The following is a 22,180-nucleotide window of genomic DNA, read 5'->3' as shown; positions in this document are numbered from 1 at the left end:
TAGGGGGCGCTGCTAAGCGGCGACCCCTACTGTAGTTTTACCCCGCCAGTTACCATCCGCAATAAATGCTGCTCAGGCCAGTGAGTTGTCAGTTTTTTCTGTGCCAGCATCCATTTGATGTAATCAACATCATGACGTTTTCTGTCCAGCATCAAACCCACCACGCTGCCGCTGTGCGCAACATTCACCCCGTATAAATCGCACTCTTCTACCAGCGCCAATATCGAATCGAAATCCGGTTTTGGCAACAACATTTGGCTGGCGATTGCGCTAAGCGTGGCGGCCTCCCCCATCCGATAGGGATTTTGGCTAATACAGGCTTCCTGTACTTTTTCCCATGCGCGTTTAAGCGCGGGAGCACCGGCCTGTAACCCGGGCTGGCGCGGAATGCGGTGATAATCTGCGGTACGTAATGTTTCCGGGCTTTCCAGAACCAACAGGTCAAGCTGGGGCTGCGCTTCACAGGGAATTTGCGTAGAGGCGTCGTTATGATCGAAAAGGGTTAACTGGTGGAAAACGGTGCTGTCGGTAGGTTCAAGAGAAACGCAAAGCTGTGCCAGTGTAGGTTCATCAAGCTGATGACCCAGAAAATGAGCGGTGGCAAGCGCGGTGGCGGCAATATCTGCGGTGCTACTGGCCATTCCTTTCGCAATGGGAATCGTTGACTGGATATCTATACGAATATCCTGACTGATATGCGCCGGGTAGTGCCAGTGCTGCAATAACCGGTCAACCATCGCTCGCGAGAGTGGGCGTTCATCCACTTGTGGTGAACCCGAACTGACCTCAACGGTGCTATACCATTCAACCGGGCAGGAGACCAGCTTCTCACTGCCCAGAATCCAGCCCTGGATAAGTTCCCCGCACGATGCAGGACATTGCGCAATAGCCACGTCTTCACCTTTGTGATCAGCAATCCTCGGCGCATAGTGTCATGGCGATCGCGCTATTACCATGATTTGCCGCAATTTGCGGTGCGGCAGAATTAAGCAGGGATGCCCAATGTCACAGTTTCTGATATCGCTATACGCATAACATCCTGCGCGATCATCAACTCTTCATTGGTATTTATAACGGCCACTTTGACCAGCGCCGTTTCAGTTTGAATGAAGGTTGCGTTGCGCTGATTTTTTTCATCATCAACAGCCAGACCTAAGAAATTCAGATTGTGGCAAATCGCAGCGCGTGCTCGGGCTGAGTTTTCACCAATTCCACCCGTAAATACCAAAGCATCCAGACCGCCCATCTGCATAATATAACTGCCTATTGTGGCACGAATTCGCTCTGCAAACAGCGTAAGTGCGAGTGCAGCCTGTGAGTCGCCTTCGTCTGCGGCGTGTTCAACGTCACGATAGTCTGATGAGATACCGGAAACCCCAAGTAATCCCGATTCATTGTTGAGGAGCTGGTTAAGTTGCTGCGGTGTTTTGCCTTCGCGCAGGGCAATCCACGGTAAAATTGACGGGTCAATATCTCCGCTGCGCGTACCCATCATCACGCCAGACTGTGGCGTAAAGCCCATTGAGGTATTCACCGATTTTCCGCCCTTGATAGCACAGATGCTGCTGCCATTACCAAGATGACAACATACGACGCGCAGTGCGCTGAGCGGGACGCCCAGCTTTTCAGCCAACGCGGTACTGACGTATTTGTGGCTGGTACCATGAAAACCGTAACGCCGAATTCCCAGCTCTGAGTAATAGCGCCAGGGTAGAGGATAAATAAAAGAAGGCTCAGCCAGCGTCTGATGAAAAGCAGTGTCAAAAACTGCGACGGCAGGTGCTTCGGGTAATAACTGACGAAAAACTGCGATCCCCAGCGCATTAACCGGGTTATGTAGCGGTGCCAGTTCTGCAAGACGCTCGATTTCGGCCAGTGTTTCATCATTGACGAGGGCTGAGTCTTTAAAGGACTCACCACCATGTGCGACGCGATGACCGACGCCATCGATCTCTTCCAGACTTTTGATGATGTTCAGGCTAAGCAGTTTTTCCAGTAACAGAGTTACTGCTTCACGGTGATCGGCAACGGGTAACGTCTGCCGCCATTTCTGTACGGGTGTTTTAAGCGTGACCTGCGCGTCAGACATCCCGATACGTTCAATCAGCCCCTGGCAGATCATTTCACCCTGCGGCATCGCCAGTAACTGAAACTTAAGCGAGGAGCTCCCCGCGTTAATGGCCATTATTTTGTGAGACATGACGGTTCCTTTGCATTCAGAAAAATGAACATCTCATCGACCCCGGTATTCTCCAGCGCGCTGGTGACAAACACGTTCTGCGCCCCAGCCTGCACCAACCAGCTTTCTATGAGTGAAATCTTCTGAGGGTTAGCTAAATCGGCTTTGGTGACGAGGCCGATAACAGGTCTGTTCATTGGACCCGTAAAACCTGGAGAAAAAGGTGACCATGGGGCGTCGGCATTCAGTACCAGAGCGATAATGTCGGCTTCACAAGCGCTGGCCAGTAACGCACTGTACAGGCAGCGGTTCTCAAGATATTCACCCGGCGTGTCTATTGTCGTTGGCGACCAGACAATCGCCTGAGTTTTCTGGTAATGAAGTGCTTCTCCATGCAAACATTGTGTGAGCGATGTTTTACCGCACTGGCTGGGGCCAATTAGCATGATGCGTTTCATGTGGTTACGTCCGGGTAATAGGGCATGCAGTAAAACGCATCATTTCGCCAAGCGTTCTGGTTACCTGTTTCAGCGCGTACTCAACGGCGGAAACATCGCCCGTCAGTACTACTGCACCGGTAAAACGATCGAGAAAACCAATCTCTACCGCCCCGGACTTTGTGGCGATATCACAGGCGATAATTGAGGCTTCACTGGGCGTAATGGTTAAAATACCAATGGCCGAGACTGAATCCTGCAACCCCAGTTTTTTGAATAAATCCTTACCTGGATTAGCAATAAGGTGCGCCAGCGTGACCTGCTTGCCGGGTACGTATTCCTGGATCATGCGATCCGTCGGCGGTTGTCTGTCCATTATCCTTCCACCATTTGTCGCCACATGCTTTCATGTGGGCGAGGGATGACCGAGCGATAAACCAGCAGACCTTTTTCACCCGCGCTTTCGCTGGCAACCGTCACGGCGTTATTCACATCAGACACGTCGCCTGCGACAACCATGTAGCACTTGCCGCCTATACCAAATGCCATATGGACGCGTACCAGCGTGACGTTGGAGGCTTTAACCGCACGGTCGGCGGCGCAGATGCAGGCCGCAACGCTCCATGTTTCAACAATGCCTACGGCCTGGCGCTGATCCACGCTGTTTAATCCACTAATCGCAGGAAGTACGCTGGCGTGAATGTTAGGCAGTACCAGACTGTCAACGAGCATATCGCCAGCAAGAGAGGTGCCGGTGGCGATCGCCTGCTGAACTGCACCTACGTCACCGCCGAGCATGAGCAGAAATTTTCCCGGGCAGATGGTTTTGCTTACCAGCAAATTCACATTCGCGCTTTTTAACATGGCATCACCAGCTTCCATTCCTTTGGCAATGCTGGTGAGTTCTAAAATCCCTATAGCCTGAGACATGATTAACCTCTTATTACCGTGATGGATTGTTCAGTAATTTCGCTGACAATACCGTCAATACTGGCGTGGACAGGTGCGCCTAATGCTCCGGACGGCACATCGGCGACGCATTGACCGCGAACAACGCGTTCGCCTTGCTGTACGCATGGAATGGCGCTGGCACCAATATGCTGGCGTAGCAACAGCGTCGTTTTATCTGTGGGATAATCAGTCTCAGCCAGTGGCGCGTCGTGATACCAGTCGTTAAGACCCAGTTTGGTGATAAGGCGCTTAACCGGGATCAGCCGGTACTTGGCCATTTCATCCTCAGGATTTAGCGGCCCTTCATATCGATGGTTGAGCGCCCGCAGCTCGCGTTTAAGCATGCGGTTGATGCGCATCGGTGAAATCCCTACCGGACAAGCCACACTTTCACAGACATTGCATTCTGAACAGGTCAGGGCCGTGAGCAGCAACTGCGGCGTGGCTGCCTGCTGATAATTAACCGCGCGAACCAGCAGGTGCGGTGATAACTCGTGGCCAATCAAGTGCCTTGGGCATAAGTCCGTACACAAACGGCACTGTTCGCAAACGGTTTTCGCGACGGAAAGCACAGTACGTTCATCCTGCATCCGCCGCTGAATCAACGCATGAGACTTAGGCAAAACCAGCAGGCCTCCGGTGGTCTTGCTCACAGGGGTATCCAGAGAGGTAATCAGGCCGCCCATCATCGGACCACCGTTAATAAAGCCGGGGTCATCAACGGTTGCGCCTCCGGCCAGTGCCAAAACGTCGCGTAAAGACATGCCGACAGGGACGGTGAGGGTGATTGGTCTGGCGACCGCACCGTTGACGGTCAGAGTACGACGGGTAACGGGGTACTGTTGTTCTACCGCTCTGGCGATGTTGAGCACGGTCTGGACGTTATTGACCACCACGCCGACGCTGACTGGCAGCGCAGCAGGTGGAACTCTCCGGCCTGTTGCCATCCAGATGGTCAGCACCTCATCACCAGCCGGATAAACATCGGGTAAAATATGTAAGCGGATGCCGGCAGGCAGAAGAGGCGTTAACGCATTGATAGCCTTCTGGTATTTCTCTTTGAGCGCAATAATACCGTCACTGGCGCCGGTAGCCGTCATAGCGTATTGAACGCCGCGGATAAGTCGCTTAGCCTGGACGGCCATCAATTGCTGGTCAACTTTCAGCATCGGCTCGCATTCTGCGGCGTTCACCAGAAACGTATCAACCTGCGCCTGGAGTTTAACGTGTGCAGGAAATCCCGCACCACCGGCCCCAACCACGCCTGCTGCACGCACGCGATCGCGTATCATTTGTGCGTCATAAAGAACATGTTCTGCCGTCATGGCTGTCTTCATAATAATTCCTCAAGCAGTTCCTGAATGGCACTGGCATCGGCTACGCGGGGATTGGTTTGCAACGTGACATCAGCCAGCGCGGCCTGAACCATCGACGGTATACGTTGCGACCAGGTATGCTTCTCGTCTTTCAGTGCATCAATAAATGCAGGCAATGCGCACTGTTTTTTGAGTAGTTCGATATGATGAATCAGCGCATTCAGAGCCGTCGTATCGTTCGCGTTATCCGGGCATAAGTGGCAGGCTTTAGCGAAACGGGCATAGCGCTTTGCGGCCCGGGGATCGCGGGCATTAAAATGAATGACATGGGTCAGCAGCAGCGCATTGGCGAGTCCGTGGGGCAGATGAAACTGGCCGCCCAACTGATGGGCAATCGCATGATTGATACCCAGTCCAGCCTGACTAAATGCCATTCCGGCGAGCGTTGACGCGTTGTGCATTTTTCCTCTGGTTGCCAGGCAGTCGCCTTTACTGACGGCGACAGGCAGGTACTGGAAGACGATTTGTGCCGCTTTCTCAGCCAGTGCGTCGGTAAAGTCGCTGGCCTTCGTAGACACGTAAGCTTCCAGCGCGTGCGTTAACACATCCATGCCGGTATTCGCAGTGATGGCTGGCGGTACGCTGACGACCAGCGTCGGATCGAGGATGGCCATGTCCGGGTAAAGCGCATTATTGAATAATGGATACTTAATGCCTTTGTCCGGATCGCTAATCACGCAGGCGCTGGTCACCTCCGATCCCGTACCGCTGGTGGTAGGGATCGCGACACAGGTTTCAATTTCGATACCGAACTGTCGGCTAAACCAGACGATGGCTTTTGCGGCGTCAAGTGCGGAGCCACCGCCGAAACCAATCACCACATCCGGTTGCAGGGATTGCATTTGTGCGATCCCTTGAACTACCGTACCAATGGTTGGATCGGGTGTGATATCACTGAAAATGCTGATGCGATTATCCGCGGGCAGCGTATTTCGCAGCTTTTCAATCAAGGGAGAACGCGCGAGAAAACTATCGCAGATAACCCAGATGTGCTTATTTTTGAAGCGCTTGAGCACATCCAGACTTCCCTGGCCGCTGTACAATCGAGTTTGCAGTGAAAAGCTTTTCATAACGGCCCCATTAGCGAATAGAAAAACCGTTGGTGAGCACACAACGACGAGAGCGTGCGAAAGTTCGCGCTGACGTTGTGCCTTCACCGGTTGGAGTAGCGATAGTAAAGGTGGTAAAGCCTTCACCGCCGACACCAATACCGGCGTAAGAGGGGCCATTTTTCACAAAGATTGAGGTCTGAAGGGTGCGGGCGGCAAGATTCAGACGTGACACGTTTTGTGAATGCATGATGGCAGTGTGATGCAGTCCCTCTTCAACTTTCAGTGCCAACGCCAGTGCACTGTCAAAATCCTTTACGCTCACGATGGGCAGCATTGGCATCAACTGTTCGCTGGTGACCCATGGATCGTCAGCATTGACGATGCCAATCAACAGGCGAGGTGTTTTTGCCGGAACCGGTATGTCCGCAGCTTCAAGCAGGGCTGCTGGACTCTTTCCAACCAGTTTTTTATTGGCTATGCCTTCAGGCAGACAGGCGGCGCGCAGTTTGTTGATGTCTTCGTTGTGCAGAAGTAACGCGCCAAAAGACTGCATTTGTTGGACCAGTCGTTCAGCAACAGCATCGACAACAATCAGGCTTTTCTCAGCAATACAGGGCAGGTTGTAATCAAAGGATGCGCCGTTGATGATATCTTCCGCCGCCTTAACCAGGTCGGCAGTTTCATCAACAATACAGGGCGGATTTCCTGCACCTGCGCCAATGACTTTTTTCCCGCTTTTCATACCCATAGCAACAATGCCAGGGCCGCCGGTAATCGCCAGAACTGCGATTTTAGGGTGTGCCATCATCTGCTGGGTAGCCTCAAAAGTGGGTTCTGTGACCGTGACGACAAGATTCCGGATCCCGCAGCAGCGGAAGGCTATATCTTCAATCATGGCAATCAGTTTCAGTGATACTGCTTTTGCGCCAGGGTGCGGGCTAAAATAAACGCTGTTTCCCGCGGCCAACATACTGATGCTGTTATTGATGATGGTTTCCGTCGGGTTGGTACTTGGCGCAACGGAGCCAATCACACCAAATGGAGAGTACTCAAACAACACCATGCCACCGTCACCGGTTAGCGCCGTGGTAGTGAGATCCTCGATACCCGGGGTGTTGTCCAGCGCGGCTTTGTTTTTGAGGAATTTATCCTCTTTGTTGCCCATTCCTGTTTCGGCAGCGCTCTCGGCGGCCAGTGAAGCCAGGTGAGGCGTCAGTTCTTCTCGCAGGGCATTGATGATGGCGCTGCGGGTTTTCAATGGACATTGCTGATAACGCAGAAAAGCCTGATACGCGGCATCAATTGCTTCGTTAACGGAAGGAAAAATTCCATTACCCTTAACTTCTGCTTTTGCCGGGGCGAGTTGTTCACTCAAAATGTTACGAATAAGCGTTTCAAGTTCTGAAGTATTCATTGATGTGTTCTCACGTTAATCGCCGCAATGGCCGTTTCTGCAATGTCCATATCCTGCTCAACGCTTCCCCCGCTGATGCCAAGACCCCCAAGGAGTAAACCCTCTCGCCATAATGCGTACCCGCCACCGAAGGTGACGACTTTTCCCTGCATATGGCTTTCCAGACCGTAAAGCGCGGCCCCTGGTTGCACCGCTGATGTCAGCTCGTGCGTGGCGGTTTTCATCGCCACGGCGGTCCAGGCTTTTTTCGGTGCCAGTTCGCTACTGACGAGCAATGCGTCAGGCATGCGCCAGGTCACCGTTTGAGTTCCGTTCGCATCAACAATGCAAATGACGACCGGAACCTGAATTTCTTCTGCTCTCGCCACCGCCGCGCGAGTCAGTTGGTGGAGCTCCTGAAAAGACAGTGACATAGTCGGCTCCTGGGTGGCTGATGTGCGGATGGCTGCGAGATAGCGCTCCGTCACTTTCTGAATAATGTGGCTTTGATGGGCGTCATGATCTTCTGCTCGTGCAAGCGCATATAAGCAGTCGGACAGGCGATTGATGTAACGCATCAATACATGTCTGACGGAGATCTCTGTGGAGAGTTCGACCAGTCGCCGCTCTGCGCGGCGAGCCAGTGTGCGGGCGAAGTGTAGTCGGCTGGCGGCTTCGCTGCGGCCTGGTAAAATAAAGCTGCGTAGGGGCGGTACTCTCCCCATCGCGGTATCGATGGCGGCTTCCAGTGCAGCAATTTCTTCTGAGCTGATGTAGCGCTGTTCTGGCGTTGGCTGTTCGCTTTCGCTTGCCAGTTCGGCGCTGAACCAAAAAAGCTGCAGCTGAATATTTTCAAGCAACTGGCGGTGCTGCGGGTTTTTCGCCGCGCAAACGCACAGGCTAAGCGCTGCATTAAGCTCATCCAGCGTACCATAAGCCTCGACGCGCGGATGCGTTTTACTCACGCGTTGTCCGGTAAAGAGAGCTGTTGTACCGGCATCGCCCGTTCGGGTATAAATCGCCATAGTTCCTCCTAACGAGAAAGCGTGTCGACAATGCCGACGATAGCCAGGTCGATGGCCTCATTCGGGCCGGAAAAAACGTGTCTGGCGCTGGATCCACTGCTGAGTAACACCAGTTCGCCCGTTCCTGCACCGACTGAGTCAACCGCGACTTCATCTCCGGTAGCGGGGGAGGCGGGGAGCTCTCCGTCAGCACTCACCCGACGTACCAGCAAGAGTTTTTTTCCCACCAGTGATGGGGATTTTTGCGTGGAAACCACAACGCCTGTAACCCGGGCCAAATGCATAGCTCACTCCTGCTTAATTAATTGGACATTTCGCGTACCGACAGCTTCCTGAGCCAGAGCCGTCACGACACATCGACGGCGTAGTACCAGTACACCACCCTTCAATTGGGCGACGTCGGCGTAGCTGAGAAGCGTTTCAGGATGCAGCACGATGATTCGTCCCAACTCGTCACTGAACTCCAGCGGCAGACGCGCGAGCTTTTTCACGGGGAGTGCCGGTAGCAGCCGATGCTGTAGAGAGATTTTTACGCGAAGCCCGCATGCCAGCGCCTCGTGGATTGTTACCACTGCGACACTGGACGGACTGCAATCTGCAATTTTTTCCAGTAAAGGCAGGTCTGCCTGAAGGAGGTGCAGTGACGAGTACTGACAACATAATGTCCGGGAATCGATTTCCCGTAACTGTGCGACGCTCAGCGTGATGGTACTTTCCGCGCGTTTTTTTAATCGGGAAACAACCTCCTCGATAATGCGTTGCAGCAGTTCGTTGTTCATCGTGAGGTCACCAGTGTGGCAAATGCCTGCGGATTATCAGCGCCTGCTGCATTGGCTTCGTCTGTATCGATATGCATCTCAAGGCGCATATCCGGCGAAACACGTACGGCGACGTTATCGAAAATCAGTCGGCGTTCATCGCCATTGATTGCCACGGAGACTTTATCTCCATGAGAGACACGCAGTATCAGCGCATCCAGCGGCGACATATGGATATGTCGCTGGGCAACAATAACCCCGGAGGGTAACTCCAGTTCAGCAAAGGGGCTGATAAGACGAATGCCAGGCGTACCCTGAATATTGCCGGACATGCGCAGCGGCGCAGCGATACCTAATGTGCGGGCGTCGGTACGAGATATCTCCACCTGGCTAGTACTACGCAGTGGACCAAGCAGACGCACATTCTTTAACTGACCTTTCGGTCCGACCAGCGTGACGGTCTGATCTGCGGCATATTGTCCGGGCTGCAACAGACCCTTTTTCTCGCTAATCGGCTGATTAGGAAACAGGCGAGTGTAGTCCTCGGCGCAAAGGTGGATGTGGCGATTCGAAATCCCGAGAGGGATAGGGCGTTCACGCATTTCATCCAGTATTTTACTGACCGTTGTTTCCAGTTGCTGTTTATCCATTACGCTTCACCTCGTTTACCAGAGTGCAGACAAAGAGTGCGCGGCTCGCCCTTTTGACGGGGACAAGCAGGGTCAAGACACAGATTGCAGCTAATCAACTCTGCCTGTTGCGCGGCTTCAGGTAATGCAATTTCTGTAGCCATCTCTTCTTGCTCTTGCGATAGATAAGGTATCGGTTCTGGTGCTGGCTCTGGCTGCACGGGCACACTGTGGGAAAGAATGCCTTCTCCGGGCCTGGAAATGACCCTGTGCGCGACCAGTCCATTTCGCAATTCTGCTAAATTAGCACCGGTGGATATAGCCGCCTGAACGGAGGCCACATCCCCGATTATCTTGATCACCGTCCAGCCTGAGCCGTTGGTTTTTTCGAGGCCCACCAGCGTGATGGAGGCGGCTTTCGCCATGACGTCCGCGCAACTGATGGCTAATGCCAGACCACTAACTTCAAGTAATCCCAGTGATTGCTTCACGCTGTGCTCCTTGTTTGCAACGACTTATGCAGATTTAGGTAAAATGGCTTCAACGTCGCTATGCGGACGCGGGATAACGTGGCAGGATTTCACCTCGCCAACGGCGCTTGCTGCTGCGCTTCCTGCATCTACCGCTGCTTTTACGGCGCCGACATCCCCGCGGACCATCACGGTGATCAGGCCTGAACCAATTTTTTCGTAACCAACCAACTGCACGTTTGCGGATTTCACCATGGCATCAGCGGCTTCAATAGCGCCGACAAGCCCTTTTGTTTCAACCAGTCCCAGTGCGTTATTCATACTGCTTTTCTCCTGTGGATTATGAGTGGCATTCGCGGAACGGAATGCCTTTAACCAGCCGCGCAGCGTTATTGCCAATGCTGCGGCGATCATGGCTATTTTGTTGATACGTCAGCGTAAAAAGTGGCGCTGATGTAGGTAAGTTTTTGTAGTGCACGACCAGTTTTTCATGACTGCAGCCAATGCCAACCAGCAATGGTGATTGGCAGGCAGCCAGCCATGCATTGTGGATAACGTCAGTTGAATGGCTCTCCTGAATCACAAAGGGGATCCCTTCTTCCTCAATACCCAGCAGCACGTCATTCCAGACTTCAGCGCAGCCGGTAGTAGTGAAGATAACAATGGCTGGCGTGGTGAGATTACTTTCCATGAGCGAATGCCTTGTACCAGGAGAGAATCAACCCTGTGGCAACCGCATTGCGCGGACCTTCGGTGCCACGAATGTTGCCGCGCCCGGCAACGAGGCGATAATGAGCCAGTGCATCGGTGACCAGTTGCGGAACTTCGAAGTCCAGCGAGGAACCGCCAACCAGCACGACAAAAGGAATGTCCCGAATATTCCCGGTCGGACTTACCTGACGCAGCGCTCTGAGCGCGTTGGTGACGAAAACGCGCTCCTTGGCGCTGCGGCGAATGGCGCGAACTTTCTCCAGCGCCAGTTCGCCCGGCAGTGGCACCAGTTCATCGGGTTTCACCACGCACACGCGGGCAAACACCGTTGGCGGGAGCGGGGTGGGGAAGAACTGGACGCTGCCGTCTTCGTGGCGAAGATGGAACAAGCTTTCAACTTTCGCCAGCGGGTATTTTTTAATTTCTTCAGCGAGATAACGATCATCCAGCCCCAGTTCTCGGGCAATGATCATTGTGACCATATCGCCGGCCCCTGCCAGATGCGTGGCAATAATTTCGCCTTTCGGGTTGATGATAGAGGCGTCAGTAGATCCGGCCCCAAGATCCAGAATAGCCAGTGGACGTGTAGTACCCGGTGTGGTTAAGGCACCCAGAATAGCGGCTTCGGCTTCAGCACCACCAACCTGCACATCAATGTTGAGTTTTTGCGTTATTTCCTGGGCAATCATCGCCATTTGCAGGCGATCTGATTTCACCATAGAAGCAATACCAACGGCCTGTTCCAACGAAAACTCGCCGGCAAGTCCCCCGGTCACGCTGACTGGGACTGAAGTATCAACTGCCAACAGATCCTGAATAAAGATTTCATGACTGGGTTTGTTGGTTAATTCAGCCATTGTCTGGCGTACGTGCTCCAGCATGCCACCAATATTGGTTCCCGCCTCTCCGGTGACGTTATCCAGTTTCGGGCATTCGCCAACCGCTTTCATAATCGCGTCGGCACCTGCCGCGACGTCGACGCGTACTGTTCGTCCTTGCGATTGCAGTTCCAGGTTTCCGGCAGGTATTGCACGAGCTTTCACATCACCTGACGGCGTTTTCACCACTACCGCAGAGCGGTTGCCAATCAGTGCGCGGGCCATGGGGACAATGTTCTTGGTCTCCTCTGCGCTAAGGCTAAAGACAGTCGCGATTCCGTACGGGTTGGAAAGGGTTTCGATAACCTTGCCTGGAACAGCGACCTCAATAGCGGCCAGCATACCCAACGGGATGCGGTCGATATGAAGCACTTCATCGACGATGGGCAGGGGATGAGTCAGACGATTGCTGACCAACACGCCATCGTCCTGCTGCAAAATAACGCCAGTTAACTGGTACCCGGCGCGGACGGAGGCATTTATCATCGTGGCGACATCGGCGAAATCAAATGCAGATGACACTACCAGAATATAGGGCGTATCCGCCGGACGACTAAGCAGGTCTTCCGGCGTAATCGTGATGCCGACGCCTAACCCGACGCCGCCTGGCGTTTTAGGGTTATGACCGATCATAGTGGACTCAGTGATGATGGTTTCGGTGATCGTTTCCATCGCCACGTCGCCAATGACCGGAGTAGCTTCGTTAATACGGATGAGCGCAATATCGCTGACATTGATTCCGGCGTTTTTAGCCGCCAGCGTAAGCGCCTCCTGAATGCCAAACACATTACGCAATGTGCCCTTAATCCCGGTGGTTTCCGCCAGCGCACTGCTGGTGATGCTCAGTGCGCCAGACTCATCCAGGGTAGCCAGAGCGACTTCCGTGGATGAGTTGCCTATGTCAATGCCAGCTATATATCGCATGATCCTGTCCCTGAGTTAGTCGTCGCCTTTGAGTTTTTTACGCTCAACGTACAGCGCTGCCGCTTCACGAACGAAAGCTGCGCAGATCTTTGCCTGATAACGATTTTCGAGATCGTCGGCGATGGCCATCAGCTCGTCTTTCGTTGAGCGGTACGGGCGCAGCGCGTTGTAGATCTCAAGAATACGGTCGTCAGGTACGGCGGTTAGCTCAGCGGCGCGCTCGAAGTTCATCGCCAGCCTGTCACGTCCGGCATCCTTGGCGATTTCCGCCTGGAGGCGCAGCGTTTCAGGGGTGATGCGCATGTCTTGCGCCGTCACTTTATTGCTCAGAACATTTTCGAGCGTGAAGTCATCCAGGGTTTTGTTGGTTGCGGTTTTTACCCACTCAGGATGTTTATTCGCGAGAGGGTAGTCCGAGACTTTCGCGGTATGAGCTGATGAACTCGCCGTGGTCGGAGTTGCGGACTCTCCCTGCAGGCTGTTCATCCGGCTCAGCACATCCCGAACCATCGATTCAATTGCGTCGGTATTCATGGAGTTATCCTTTATCAAAGCGCCACGCGCAGTTCCTGCGGGTTTTTGCCCGTCACGACGTATTTGGTCTCTTTAATGTGCAGAATGGCTGATTTCGCCTGGTACTTAGGACGAGCCATCTGGTCATTCAGCGTAGGGACCGGTTGCGGAGATTCACGCTTGGCATAACGCGCGGCGTTTTTACCGATCTGACGGTAGGTTTCCAGCGTCAGAAGCGGCGCCTGAGGGAACAGCTCCAGGTTAGAAAGCGGCGGTAATCCCTGCTGATGAATAACCGTGGTGCCTTTTGACTGGATGCCGATAGAGATCCCGGAGCCACTCAGGCGGTTACCTTCCACGGCAACAAACGCCACATCAGAGGATTTAAAGCAGCGGATAACGCGCGCTTTAATGCCTTCTTCTTCAATACCGGCAATCACTTCGCGTAAGATATTTTTGTGCGGTATACCGACGATATTGACGGTTTGCGACAGACCAAACGCTGGCCCTACGGCAATAATCACTTCATCCTGCTGCTGGCCCTGTTTGGCTTCGCCAATCTCAGTCAGAAAACTGTCGCCTTGTACCGCTGCAGCCTGTGGTGCGCTAGCCGCTGTCGTTGAGCGGAATGAGACAGGTTTGTCGCTGGTTTGCATTTCAGACAGTACGTCTTCAATTATCTGGCGCAGCAGCTTTTCATTGATTTCCATTTTTCACCCCTTAGCCAAGTTCGTTGGGATCAAGTGCGCCAGGGATGTTTTTGATCTCTTCCCAGCGTTCGCCTTGCAGGCGATAACCTGTTGCCGGACCGGCATAGTCATTGACGTCATTTACTGCGGACAGCACCTGTCCGTCGCCAACGATAATGGCGGAGGTATGCAGATAATCCCCGGTTAACTTGGCTTTCTGGATGTTGAGCATGTCCTGAGCGACATCGGTAAACCCGCCCTGAGCAAGAGCTTTCACCACTTCCAGACCGTTACGGTTTTTATTGATGATCTCTTGCGCAAATTTGATGTCTTCAACGATGTTACGCTCTGGCATATCTTTTGAACCGTGGGCGTAGGTCGCGGCCTCGACTTCTTCGTCGGTGATTGGCGGTAATCCCATCCCGGCGAATACGGCCTGCAGTGCGCGAGCTGCTTTATTGCGAATGGCGATAACGTCTTCTTCTCGCACCGGACGCAGACCACCGTCGACTTTCAGATCGCGCTGGATGACGTTGTAATCGTCAAAATCTTCGGCATCCTCGTTGGAACCGGCGAACATGTTGTCGTAGTTCGGAACAGCGGAATAACCAGATGAAATGAAATCTGTACCCGGCAAGAATTGCATCAGCAGACGAGCAGTACGACGCATATCGGAGTGGGTAAAGGTCTGGTCATTACTGGAGGCACACTCCAGATCCAGTGACGAGCAGATCAGGTTTTCTGCCAGCACCGCGCGAATACCCGATGGCACGGCTGAAGGTACGCCAATGCAACTTACTGAACCGTTTTGCAAACCCTGAACGCCAGCTGCCTTGGTGATGTAAATGCAGCGCGCTTCCAGATAAAGCATCGATTTGCCTTCGGCGTAGCCCATCTGAACTTCTGAACCGGAGCCAGACGTGAAGCGCATTTTCAGGCCGCGTGAAGCGTAAGAAGAGGCCAGAAAACCTTTTGACCATGGCGTATCGTCGCCGTCGGTAAAGACGGGTTCAGTACCGTAGACGGAGATGGTTTCTGCGTAGCAGGTATGACCTAACATACCGAGTTTCAGCTCGGTGGCTTCTTCCAGAGAACACTGAGTTAACACACCTGGGCGTCCAACCTGCGAACCTACCAGCAGTGCAATCGCGTTAAACGGTGCGTAACGTGCAACAGCAACGGTCGTTTCCTGCTCATCAAAGCCACGCCAGGCACCCTCTGCAGCATCGGCGGCAATCTGTACCGGGTTATCTTTGACGTTAGTCACGTGCGCTTGTTGAGATGGGGTACGGCGGGCACGCATTTTCTGCATGGCCATCATCATCTCAACGACGTTCATGTGTGAAACCACTTCCACAATTTTCGCTGGCGTCATTGCCGTGGTCAGAGGAACAATGTCCATACGCTTGACGTTGGGGTCGCAAAGCATATTGGCGAGTTTAACCGAGTCCATCGCCATCACCTCTTCAGCGCGAGCCAGGTTAATGCCGTAGCGCGCGATGAAGTGGTCAATCAGATCAAATTCACTGGCGGATTTGCCGTCCAGTTCAGTGACCATCCCGTTGACGATTTTAATCGACGGCTTAGGGTCGTTCGGGCTTTCCATCGCAATGAAGCCTTCTTCGATCCACTCCTTAACGAAGCCGTCCTGATTCACAGGGCGTTTCGCCAGTGCTTCAAATCTTTTCGATCTCATGAATCAGCCTCACTGATATCAGATATAGGACGGACGGTCGTTTTTGGGATCTGAGCCGAGGGTCGCCAGCACGGTTTTACCGATTTCACGGGCTGAGATAACAGCCTGACGCACGGCCCCTGAGTCACCGGAAATGACCAAAATGGCTTCGTTGCTGAAACTGGTGCCATGGGCGGGGGAGCTGTAGGCCACCACTTCAACATTGGCGGATTTCAGCGCCGTATCGGCCATCAGGACACCTACGGATGCGGGTGCGCCGACGATGACGCCACAGGCACGACCAATCGGTGCGCCAAAGGCTTTTTCCAGCGCGTAGCTGGCGCGTGCGGTGTATTGCATCTCGATGTGACCGGCTTCGTTGGCATAAACGTCGCCAAAGGTGCGATCCAGCTCTTTCAGCGCAACTTCAATCCCGCGCTTCACGTCAGAAACGTCATTACCGCCGAGAATTATTAGCGAACCATGACCAGCGCCGCCTTTGGTATCACGCGGCAACTCGATGCTGACGACTTCAGTATTTGTGGCTTTCACCGCTTCATCAGCGGCCATGATGTGTGGACCCGCACCAGTACGTGCGCCAAGGATGCCAATGGAGCGATAACGCTTTTCAAGTTTCATCGCGTCCAGTAAGGCGCTATCTACGTTGGCGATCACCAGACCGACGGTGTCGCCAATCGCAGTACCGACAAATTCCGTTAAACTGCAGCTCTTCTCTGCCATAGCCGTTTCTCGTGTTGGAGGATTATTTTCAGGGATAGCCTGCTGTTCTGGCGTTGCCACACGAGCAATCACCTGCGCCATGATCTGTTCAACCAGCTCATTGCTGCTCATTAGCTAATTCCCTTCGGTAAGATTTTTTCGACATCGGTATGAGGACGTGGAATGACGTGTACGGCTTTCACTTCTCCCACGTTACGGGCCGCGGCGGCACCGGCATCTGTTGCTGCTTTAACCGCGCCGACATCACCGCGGACAATGACTGTTACCAGTCCCGAACCAATTTTTTCGTAGCCGACCAGCATTACATTGGCTGACTTCACCATTGCATCTGCGGCCTCTATGGCTGCAGTTAAGCCTTTGGTTTCTACCATTCCTAACGCTTCTTGTTGCATAAAGACCTCGCCTGGGTTGTCCCGATTTTCATGACTATAAAAAGAAGCGAGGAAAAAGAATGGCTGACTTGAATGTAGGAGAGAAAAAATAGTGAGGAACTGGTGATATAAAATTGCTGTTAATTATTTTATTGTGTTGTTTTTATTGATCATTTTTAGATTTGTTGATGTGATTATTTGGTTATGTTAATTCCATATTTACACTTTTGAACGTGACAGGTGAAATATCATTTGCTATGCGGGGAAAATGAATTTGTGACGGTTATCTGAAAACAAGATTATGCTATTGGCAATATTTTATTATTTCTAAAATGTACAAATAATAGAGAAATTCCCCGTCATTTGGCTTTGTTTAATAAAAGTGATGGCAAGAATTTGCTATCGCAACACGATTTTTAAAGTCATACCGCCCGCAGATTGCCAACAATTTGCCGACATGGCTTTTTATAGTAAGCCTCGAAGTATTCTACTTGCCAGCAAGGAGTCCGCTGGTAAAGACACGAACTCTGCTTAGAAGGTGTCACAATGAACGATTCACTAAAAGCGCAATGCATTGCCGAGTTTTTGGGTACCGGGTTGTTTTTGTTTTTTGGCATTGGATGCCTGAGCGCCCTGAAAGTAGCCGGTGCCAGTTTAGGGTTATGGGAGATCTGCATTATATGGGGACTGGGGATCTCTCTGGCAGTTTATCTGACAGCAGGGATCTCAGGTGCACATCTCAATCCCGCTATCACCATTGCACTGTGGTTGTTTGCCTGTTTTCCAGGTCGTAAAGTGTTGCCGTACTCCATTGCTCAGGTGGCTGGTGCCTTTGGTGGCGCTCTGCTCGCCTATTTGTTGTATGGCAGTTTGTTTATCGAGTACGAAACCGCCCACCACATGGTGCGGGGTAGCCTCGAAAGTTTGCAGCTTGCCAGCATATTTAGCACTTATCCTGCCGCTGCACTCAGCGTCTGGCAGGCTGCACTGGTGGAAGTTGTGATTACCTCCATTCTGATGGGGATGATCATGGCGCTCACCGATGATGGCAATGGGATTCCCCGGGGGCCGTTGGCACCACTACTGATCGGTATTCTGGTTGCCGTTCTTGGGGCATCGACCGGACCGCTTACCGGATTTGCCATGAATCCGGCTCGTGATTTTGGGCCAAAATTGTTCGCATGGATGGCGGGCTGGGGGGATGTCGCGATGACTGGGGGGCGTGATATTCCTTACTTTATTGTCCCGATCGTGGCACCTATCATTGGCGCTTGTGCGGGGGCAGCAATTTATCGTTACTTTATTGGCAAAAACTTACCGTGTAATAGCTGTAAGCTGGAGGAAAATGAGCGTTAGCTTCACGGAAAATGTTTATTTTTGAAATGTAATAACTGTTTTCGTGATCAGGTTTCCTGAACCGCTTAAAAAGTCTCCCAAGAATGGGAGACTTTTGTTATGTTCGAATACGCCTTTTATCATTGCTCTGGATAGCGAGATGAAAAGCAGATGTAAATAATGTGTTTTATTTATAACAATAAATTAACTGAGAGGTTTTATCATGATTTCTGCGAGTGCCCTGAACTCAGAACTCATTAATAAAATCGCACAGGATTTTGCGCAGGCCACCAGTCTGGCTGTTGTGGTTGTCAATATTCACGGTGATGAAATTTCTGAGCTTTTTAATTTCACTCCTTTTTGCCAGTTGATGCGCCAGCATCCTCAGCATAGTACACGATGTCGTATGAGCGATCGCTGTGGGGGACTGGAAGCTTCAAAATCCGATCAACCCTGCATTTATCGCTGCCATGCCGGACTTACCGACTTCTCCATTCCGCTGGTCATTGCGGGACATCTGGTCGGGTTTGTCTTATGTGGCCAGGTGCGCCTAAGCAATGACGTGGGGCTGGTGGATATTCTGAACGTGGACGACCGTTGGCAAGCCGATCCCGAACTGGTGAGTGAATTTCGTAATGTACCGGAAATGGACTATTCGCGGGTTATTGCTTCCGCGGATTTGCTAAAGCTCATTGTAGAAAATTGTCTTAAAAAACAACTGAATTTCGTCGTAATCAAAGACAATCCGCAGCAGTCAGAACCGGTACGCGCTAACCGCAGTACCAATCCGCATGACAGTAAAATGAAGAAAGCCTTGCGCTATATTGATGCGCATTTATCAGACGAGCTGCGTCTGGAAGATGTTGCCTCTCACGTTTATCTCAGTCCTTACTATTTCAGCAAATTGTTCAAAAAATATCAGGGGATAGGGTTTAACGCATGGGTAAATCAACAGCGAATGGCAAGTGCCAAAGAGTTGCTTTGTCATAGCGACTGGAGCATCGCCAGTATTGCGCGAAATTTAGGCTTTTCACAAACCAGTTATTTTTGCAAAGTATTCCGTCAAACGTACCAGGTTACGCCGCAGGCTTTCCGTCAGCAAATAAATGTCACCTCATCTGAAGAGACAGCTTAAATAGCAATAATTTGCTATTGCCGATTTTTGATATCGTACGCTATGTCAGTCATTATAAAATGAAAAATAACTACAGCAGTCAATAAATTGTCATAGCGCAACAAAATAATAGTATTTGAGGGATAAACTGCACCAGTTTTTATTTTTGTGATGAGATACAGTGTCTGAGTGAAAGACTTTCTTTATTCTTTAATGACGCTTTCATTCAAAAAATGAACATATGAATAAACGGGTTGAGGCCATAACATTGGTTGAATGTACCCGGCAAGATATTAAATTGAATTATTGTCATGAGGTCGTGAATTTGCCTCAAGACACAGAGCCAAATTAAATCGGCTCTTGAACTGACAGGTTTGCCACATTTGTGGTAGGGAAGGGGGTGAGAATCCCCCGCAGCCCCCGCTGCTGTGATGCTGACGACCCCGTATAGACCACTGATCGTAAGATTGGGAAGGACGGGCGAGGACGACGCTAAGCCAGAAGACCTGCCTGTCGGTGACTACCAACAACTTCGGTGGGAAGTGGGTTGCGCAGATGCATACAGTCGAGAGACTGGGTATCTATACACCCCTACCACCCTGAACAGGATCAGGGTATGGCGGCCAGTTTTCACGCATTTGTTCTTGCAGGTACCGGTAGCGGCTGTGGCAAAACCACGGTGACGCTGGGCTTGTTGAGCCTGATGAAAAAGCGCGGTTTACGCGTCCAGCCATGCAAAGTTGGTCCTGATTACCTTGATACTGGCTGGCACACCGCGGTGTGCGGCACGGCTTCCCGTAATCTTGATAGCTTCATGCTACCCACCTCTACACTGAATGCCTTATTTTGCGAGCAGATGCAGCACGCGGATATTGCCGTTATCGAAGGCGTTATGGGGTTATATGACGGCTATGGTACAGACCCTGATTACTGCAGTACTGCGGCGATGGCGAAACAGTTAGGTTGCCCGGTCATCTTGCTGGTTGATGGTAAGGCGGTTTCCACTTCGATAGCCGCCACGGTGATGGGATTCCAGCATTTTGATCCCAGTCTGAACATTGCAGGCGTGATTGTTAATCGGGTCAACAGCGAAACACATTACCAGCTACTCAAAGTTGCCATTGAGCGTTACTGCTCCGTGCCTGTATTAGGCTACGTTCCCCGCATGGAGGGCGTCGCGCTTCCTGAACGTCATCTGGGTTTAGTTACCGCTCGTGAGTCAGTTATCAACCAGCAGCCGTGGCAGGATTTTGCCGCGACGCTGGAACAGACGCTGGATATCGACGCGTTGTTGGCATTAAGCCAGTTAAACACCCTTCCTGTTGGCGAATGGCCCGCGCTACCGGCAGCAGACGCAGGGGTAGGGCTAACGCTGGCCATCGCTGATGACGAGGCGTTCAACTTTTATTATCCGGATAACATTACATTACTGGCGCGTACGGGCCTCAATATTGTTCGTTTTAGCCCGCTGCATGATACCTGTTTACCAGACTGTCAGATGATTTGGTTAGGCGGCGGATATCCGGAACTGCATGCTGCGGCCCTGGCCCGTAATGTCACCATGCTGGAGCAACTGCGAGCGGCGCATCAGCGTGGCGTCGCTATTTATGCAGAGTGCGGAGGGTTGATGTATCTCGGTAGCTCGCTGGAGGACAGCAACGGCGATTGCTGGCTAATGGCGGATATCATTCCAGGACACAGCAAAATGGGCAAACGGCTGACCCGGTTTGGCTACTGCGAGGCACAAGCCACACAGCAAACATTGCTGGCAACGGCCGGTGAAGTCCTGCGCGGGCATGAATTCCACTATTCCGACTTTACCCCTGAAACCCCGGCGGTGATGAATTGCCGCAAGGTGCGTGATGGCAAAACGCTGCAGGCCTGGTCAGGTGGATGGCAGGTCGGAAATACCTTCGCCAGTTATCTGCACGTTCATTTTGCCCAGCGCCCCGAAATGCTCAATCACTGGCTGGCCGCTGCGAGGAATGCGCTATGACGATACTCGCATGGTGCGTTGCCTGGCTGCTGGATTTTATCATTGGTGATCCGCAGAACTGGCCTCACCCGGTGCGCTGGATTGGCAATCTGATTTCTGCCGTGCAACGCGTTGTTCGTCGTTACTGCCATAGCGACCGCGCGCTTCGCATTGGTGGTGCAGTGATGTGGATTGTGGTGGTTGGACTGACCTGGGCTGTGTCCTGGGGGGTACTGGCGCTGGCGCAATCAATTCATCCCTGGTTTGGTTGGGTCGTTGAGGTGTGGATGATTTTCACTGTGCTGGCGGGGCGTTGTCTGGCAAATGCTGCGCTGGATGTAGAGCGTCCATTGCGTGCCAATAATCTTGCCGAAAGTCGGGAAAAACTCTCCTGGATTGTGGGACGTGATACCTCACAGCTGCAACCAAAACAGATCAACCGCGCCGTGGTGGAAACCGTGGCGGAAAACACCGTTGACGGCATCATCGCGCCGTTGTTCTTCCTCTTACTGGGCGGTGCGCCACTGGCGATGGCCTACAAAGCGGTGAATACCCTCGATTCAATGGTGGGGTACAAACATGAAAAGTACCGTGCTATCGGCATGGTCAGCGCCCGTCTGGACGATGTCGCTAACTTTATTCCGGCAAGACTGAGCTGGCTGTTGCTGGGTGTGGCGGCGTTTTTATGCCGCCAGGACGGCGTACGCGCTTTGCAGCTTGGCTGGCGTGATCGCTACAACCATAGCAGTCCAAACTGCGCATGGTCGGAAGCTGCTGTGGCCGGCGCATTAGGTATTCGCCTGGGGGGACCCAATGACTACTTCGGCGAGCGCGTTGAAAAACCGTGGATTGGCGATCAACAACGAGACATTTCTGTAGACGACATTTCCCAAACGATTCGATTGATGTGGGTAGCATCGACCCTGGCACTGGCGCTTTTTATTGCGCTGCGCTGGCTGTGGCTCGGTGTCGCCTGAGGACAAC

Annotated in this window: 25 protein-coding genes and 1 riboswitch; of the genes, 4 read left to right on the top strand and 21 right to left on the bottom strand. The window is 52.4% G+C overall.

All coding sequences use genetic code 11. The annotated features are described in order from the left end of the window. Nucleotides 1-26 precede the first annotated feature (26 nt). The 21 genes from SK32_RS07680 to pduA form a co-directional block, all read right to left on the bottom strand. The gene (locus tag SK32_RS07680) at nt 27-893 is read right to left on the bottom strand and encodes a GHMP family kinase ATP-binding protein (protein ID WP_048212009.1); all 867 of its coding nucleotides are present in this window, start codon (nt 891-893) and stop codon (nt 27-29) included. Nucleotides 894-985: 92 nt separating this feature from the next. Then, nucleotides 986-2,200, bottom strand: a complete 1,215-nt coding sequence (locus tag SK32_RS07675; protein ID WP_048212008.1) for an acetate/propionate family kinase — start codon at nt 2,198-2,200, stop codon at nt 986-988. Beyond that, nucleotides 2,185-2,637 carry a EutP/PduV family microcompartment system protein gene (gene pduV / locus SK32_RS07670; RefSeq protein WP_048212007.1) on the bottom strand — a complete coding sequence of 151 codons (453 nt, stop codon included), beginning with the start codon at nt 2,635-2,637 and terminating at the stop codon, nt 2,185-2,187. The genes SK32_RS07675 and pduV overlap by 16 nt, the downstream gene beginning before the upstream one ends. 4 nt (nt 2,638-2,641) lie before the next feature. After that, nucleotides 2,642-2,992, bottom strand: a complete 351-nt coding sequence (gene pduU / locus SK32_RS07665; protein ID WP_048212006.1) for a propanediol utilization microcompartment protein PduU — start codon at nt 2,990-2,992, stop codon at nt 2,642-2,644. Continuing rightward, the gene (pduT, locus tag SK32_RS07660) at nt 2,992-3,546 is read right to left on the bottom strand and encodes a propanediol utilization microcompartment protein PduT (RefSeq protein ID WP_048212005.1); all 555 of its coding nucleotides are present in this window, start codon (nt 3,544-3,546) and stop codon (nt 2,992-2,994) included. Before pduT ends, pduU begins: the two co-directional genes overlap by 1 nt. Nucleotides 3,547-3,548: 2 nt before the next feature. Further along, nucleotides 3,549-4,904 carry a cobalamin reductase PduS gene (gene pduS, locus SK32_RS07655; protein WP_048212004.1) on the bottom strand — a complete coding sequence of 452 codons (1,356 nt, stop codon included), beginning with the start codon at nt 4,902-4,904 and terminating at the stop codon, nt 3,549-3,551. Then, nucleotides 4,901-6,013 carry a 1-propanol dehydrogenase PduQ gene (locus SK32_RS07650; RefSeq protein WP_048212003.1) on the bottom strand — a complete coding sequence of 371 codons (1,113 nt, stop codon included), beginning with the start codon at nt 6,011-6,013 and terminating at the stop codon, nt 4,901-4,903. Before SK32_RS07650 ends, pduS begins: the two co-directional genes overlap by 4 nt. A 10-nt stretch (nt 6,014-6,023) precedes the next feature. Continuing rightward, nucleotides 6,024-7,409: a CoA-acylating propionaldehyde dehydrogenase PduP gene (gene pduP, locus SK32_RS07645; protein ID WP_048212002.1), complete on the bottom strand. Its 1,386-nt coding sequence runs from the start codon at nt 7,407-7,409 to the stop codon at nt 6,024-6,026. After that, a complete protein-coding gene (gene pduO / locus SK32_RS07640; RefSeq protein WP_048212001.1) occupies nt 7,406-8,413 on the bottom strand; it encodes a two-domain cob(I)yrinic acid a,c-diamide adenosyltransferase PduO in 1,008 nt (335 codons plus the stop codon). The genes pduP and pduO overlap by 4 nt, the downstream gene beginning before the upstream one ends. 8 nt (nt 8,414-8,421) lie before the next feature. Beyond that, complete coding sequence (locus tag SK32_RS07635; RefSeq protein WP_048212000.1) at nt 8,422-8,697, bottom strand: EutN/CcmL family microcompartment protein; 276 nt, start codon at nt 8,695-8,697, stop codon at nt 8,422-8,424. Nucleotides 8,698-8,700: 3 nt separating this feature from the next. Beyond that, nucleotides 8,701-9,192, bottom strand: a complete 492-nt coding sequence (pduM, locus tag SK32_RS07630; RefSeq protein ID WP_048211999.1) for a microcompartment protein PduM — start codon at nt 9,190-9,192, stop codon at nt 8,701-8,703. Beyond that, on the bottom strand, nt 9,189-9,821 hold the full coding sequence (locus tag SK32_RS07625) for a phosphate propanoyltransferase (protein WP_048211998.1): 633 nt from the start codon (nt 9,819-9,821) through the stop codon (nt 9,189-9,191). The genes pduM and SK32_RS07625 overlap by 4 nt, the downstream gene beginning before the upstream one ends. Further along, nucleotides 9,821-10,291 carry a BMC domain-containing protein gene (locus tag SK32_RS07620; RefSeq protein WP_048211997.1) on the bottom strand — a complete coding sequence of 157 codons (471 nt, stop codon included), beginning with the start codon at nt 10,289-10,291 and terminating at the stop codon, nt 9,821-9,823. The genes SK32_RS07625 and SK32_RS07620 overlap by 1 nt, the downstream gene beginning before the upstream one ends. A gap of 24 nt (nt 10,292-10,315) precedes the next feature. Then, nucleotides 10,316-10,591 carry a propanediol utilization microcompartment protein PduJ gene (pduJ, locus tag SK32_RS07615; RefSeq protein ID WP_001057752.1) on the bottom strand — a complete coding sequence of 92 codons (276 nt, stop codon included), beginning with the start codon at nt 10,589-10,591 and terminating at the stop codon, nt 10,316-10,318. 19 nt (nt 10,592-10,610) lie between these two features. Then, nucleotides 10,611-10,961, bottom strand: coding sequence for a glycerol dehydratase reactivase beta/small subunit family protein (locus tag SK32_RS07610; RefSeq protein ID WP_048211996.1), 351 nt, complete (start codon nt 10,959-10,961; stop codon nt 10,611-10,613). Beyond that, nucleotides 10,951-12,783, bottom strand: coding sequence for a diol dehydratase reactivase subunit alpha (locus SK32_RS07605; protein WP_048211995.1), 1,833 nt, complete (start codon nt 12,781-12,783; stop codon nt 10,951-10,953). The genes SK32_RS07610 and SK32_RS07605 overlap by 11 nt, the downstream gene beginning before the upstream one ends. 15 nt (nt 12,784-12,798) lie before the next feature. Next, nucleotides 12,799-13,317: a propanediol dehydratase small subunit PduE gene (gene pduE, locus SK32_RS07600; RefSeq protein ID WP_048211994.1), complete on the bottom strand. Its 519-nt coding sequence runs from the start codon at nt 13,315-13,317 to the stop codon at nt 12,799-12,801. Nucleotides 13,318-13,331: 14 nt separating this feature from the next. After that, nucleotides 13,332-14,006 carry a propanediol dehydratase medium subunit PduD gene (pduD, locus tag SK32_RS07595; protein WP_005128021.1) on the bottom strand — a complete coding sequence of 225 codons (675 nt, stop codon included), beginning with the start codon at nt 14,004-14,006 and terminating at the stop codon, nt 13,332-13,334. A gap of 10 nt (nt 14,007-14,016) precedes the next feature. Then, nucleotides 14,017-15,681 carry a propanediol dehydratase large subunit PduC gene (pduC, locus tag SK32_RS07590; protein ID WP_005128020.1) on the bottom strand — a complete coding sequence of 555 codons (1,665 nt, stop codon included), beginning with the start codon at nt 15,679-15,681 and terminating at the stop codon, nt 14,017-14,019. Nucleotides 15,682-15,699: 18 nt separating this feature from the next. Then, nucleotides 15,700-16,512: a propanediol utilization microcompartment protein PduB gene (gene pduB, locus SK32_RS07585; RefSeq protein ID WP_048211993.1), complete on the bottom strand. Its 813-nt coding sequence runs from the start codon at nt 16,510-16,512 to the stop codon at nt 15,700-15,702. Then, a complete protein-coding gene (gene pduA / locus SK32_RS07580; protein ID WP_003030255.1) occupies nt 16,512-16,793 on the bottom strand; it encodes a propanediol utilization microcompartment protein PduA in 282 nt (93 codons plus the stop codon). Before pduA ends, pduB begins: the two co-directional genes overlap by 1 nt. A 525-nt stretch (nt 16,794-17,318) precedes the next feature. Between pduA and pduF the strand changes: the two genes are divergently transcribed. From pduF to cbiB, 4 genes are all read left to right on the top strand, one after another. Further along, nucleotides 17,319-18,128, top strand: a complete 810-nt coding sequence (pduF, locus tag SK32_RS07575; protein ID WP_048211992.1) for a propanediol diffusion facilitator PduF — start codon at nt 17,319-17,321, stop codon at nt 18,126-18,128. Nucleotides 18,129-18,330: 202 nt separating this feature from the next. Beyond that, entirely contained in the window at nt 18,331-19,242 is a 912-nt protein-coding gene (gene pocR, locus SK32_RS07570; RefSeq protein ID WP_048211991.1) for a transcriptional regulator PocR, read from the top strand. A gap of 332 nt (nt 19,243-19,574) precedes the next feature. Further along, nucleotides 19,575-19,749: riboswitch (cobalamin riboswitch) on the top strand. Between the two features lie 88 nt (nt 19,750-19,837). Then, a complete protein-coding gene (locus SK32_RS07565) occupies nt 19,838-21,217 on the top strand; it encodes a cobyrinic acid a,c-diamide synthase CobB (protein ID WP_048211990.1) in 1,380 nt (459 codons plus the stop codon). After that, nucleotides 21,214-22,173, top strand: a complete 960-nt coding sequence (gene cbiB / locus SK32_RS07560; RefSeq protein WP_048211989.1) for an adenosylcobinamide-phosphate synthase CbiB — start codon at nt 21,214-21,216, stop codon at nt 22,171-22,173. Before SK32_RS07565 ends, cbiB begins: the two co-directional genes overlap by 4 nt. Nucleotides 22,174-22,180 lie beyond the last annotated feature (7 nt).

The organism is Citrobacter sp. MGH100, assembly GCF_001034465.1.
Lineage (GTDB): Bacteria > Pseudomonadota > Gammaproteobacteria > Enterobacterales > Enterobacteriaceae > Citrobacter > Citrobacter youngae.
This window is presented reverse-complemented; position numbering and strand designations above follow the sequence as displayed.

What these genes read in the sequence shown, in the direction of transcription:
- pduV (WP_048212007.1), bottom strand. Translation starts at nt 2,637, where the DNA reads ATGAAACGCATCATGCTAATTGGCCCCAGCCAGTGCGGTAAAACATCG.
- pocR (WP_048211991.1), top strand. Translation starts at nt 18,331, where the DNA reads ATGATTTCTGCGAGTGCCCTGAACTCAGAACTCATTAATAAAATCGCA.
- pduJ (WP_001057752.1), bottom strand. Translation starts at nt 10,591, where the DNA reads ATGAATAACGCACTGGGACTGGTTGAAACAAAAGGGCTTGTCGGCGCT.
- pduU (WP_048212006.1), bottom strand. Translation starts at nt 2,992, where the DNA reads ATGGACAGACAACCGCCGACGGATCGCATGATCCAGGAATACGTACCC.
- SK32_RS07610 (WP_048211996.1), bottom strand. Translation starts at nt 10,961, where the DNA reads ATGGAAAGTAATCTCACCACGCCAGCCATTGTTATCTTCACTACTACC.
- SK32_RS07650 (WP_048212003.1), bottom strand. Translation starts at nt 6,013, where the DNA reads ATGAAAAGCTTTTCACTGCAAACTCGATTGTACAGCGGCCAGGGAAGT.
- pduP (WP_048212002.1), bottom strand. Translation starts at nt 7,409, where the DNA reads ATGAATACTTCAGAACTTGAAACGCTTATTCGTAACATTTTGAGTGAA.
- pduT (WP_048212005.1), bottom strand. Translation starts at nt 3,546, where the DNA reads ATGTCTCAGGCTATAGGGATTTTAGAACTCACCAGCATTGCCAAAGGA.
- pduF (WP_048211992.1), top strand. Translation starts at nt 17,319, where the DNA reads ATGAACGATTCACTAAAAGCGCAATGCATTGCCGAGTTTTTGGGTACC.
- SK32_RS07625 (WP_048211998.1), bottom strand. Translation starts at nt 9,821, where the DNA reads ATGGATAAACAGCAACTGGAAACAACGGTCAGTAAAATACTGGATGAA.
- pduS (WP_048212004.1), bottom strand. Translation starts at nt 4,904, where the DNA reads ATGAAGACAGCCATGACGGCAGAACATGTTCTTTATGACGCACAAATG.
- pduB (WP_048211993.1), bottom strand. Translation starts at nt 16,512, where the DNA reads ATGAGCAGCAATGAGCTGGTTGAACAGATCATGGCGCAGGTGATTGCT.
- pduE (WP_048211994.1), bottom strand. Translation starts at nt 13,317, where the DNA reads ATGAATACCGACGCAATTGAATCGATGGTTCGGGATGTGCTGAGCCGG.
- pduD (WP_005128021.1), bottom strand. Translation starts at nt 14,006, where the DNA reads ATGGAAATCAATGAAAAGCTGCTGCGCCAGATAATTGAAGACGTACTG.
- pduO (WP_048212001.1), bottom strand. Translation starts at nt 8,413, where the DNA reads ATGGCGATTTATACCCGAACGGGCGATGCCGGTACAACAGCTCTCTTT.
- SK32_RS07675 (WP_048212008.1), bottom strand. Translation starts at nt 2,200, where the DNA reads ATGTCTCACAAAATAATGGCCATTAACGCGGGGAGCTCCTCGCTTAAG.
- pduM (WP_048211999.1), bottom strand. Translation starts at nt 9,192, where the DNA reads ATGAACAACGAACTGCTGCAACGCATTATCGAGGAGGTTGTTTCCCGA.
- pduA (WP_003030255.1), bottom strand. Translation starts at nt 16,793, where the DNA reads ATGCAACAAGAAGCGTTAGGAATGGTAGAAACCAAAGGCTTAACTGCA.
- SK32_RS07605 (WP_048211995.1), bottom strand. Translation starts at nt 12,783, where the DNA reads ATGCGATATATAGCTGGCATTGACATAGGCAACTCATCCACGGAAGTC.
- SK32_RS07565 (WP_048211990.1), top strand. Translation starts at nt 19,838, where the DNA reads ATGGCGGCCAGTTTTCACGCATTTGTTCTTGCAGGTACCGGTAGCGGC.
- cbiB (WP_048211989.1), top strand. Translation starts at nt 21,214, where the DNA reads ATGACGATACTCGCATGGTGCGTTGCCTGGCTGCTGGATTTTATCATT.
- SK32_RS07635 (WP_048212000.1), bottom strand. Translation starts at nt 8,697, where the DNA reads ATGCATTTGGCCCGGGTTACAGGCGTTGTGGTTTCCACGCAAAAATCC.
- pduC (WP_005128020.1), bottom strand. Translation starts at nt 15,681, where the DNA reads ATGAGATCGAAAAGATTTGAAGCACTGGCGAAACGCCCTGTGAATCAG.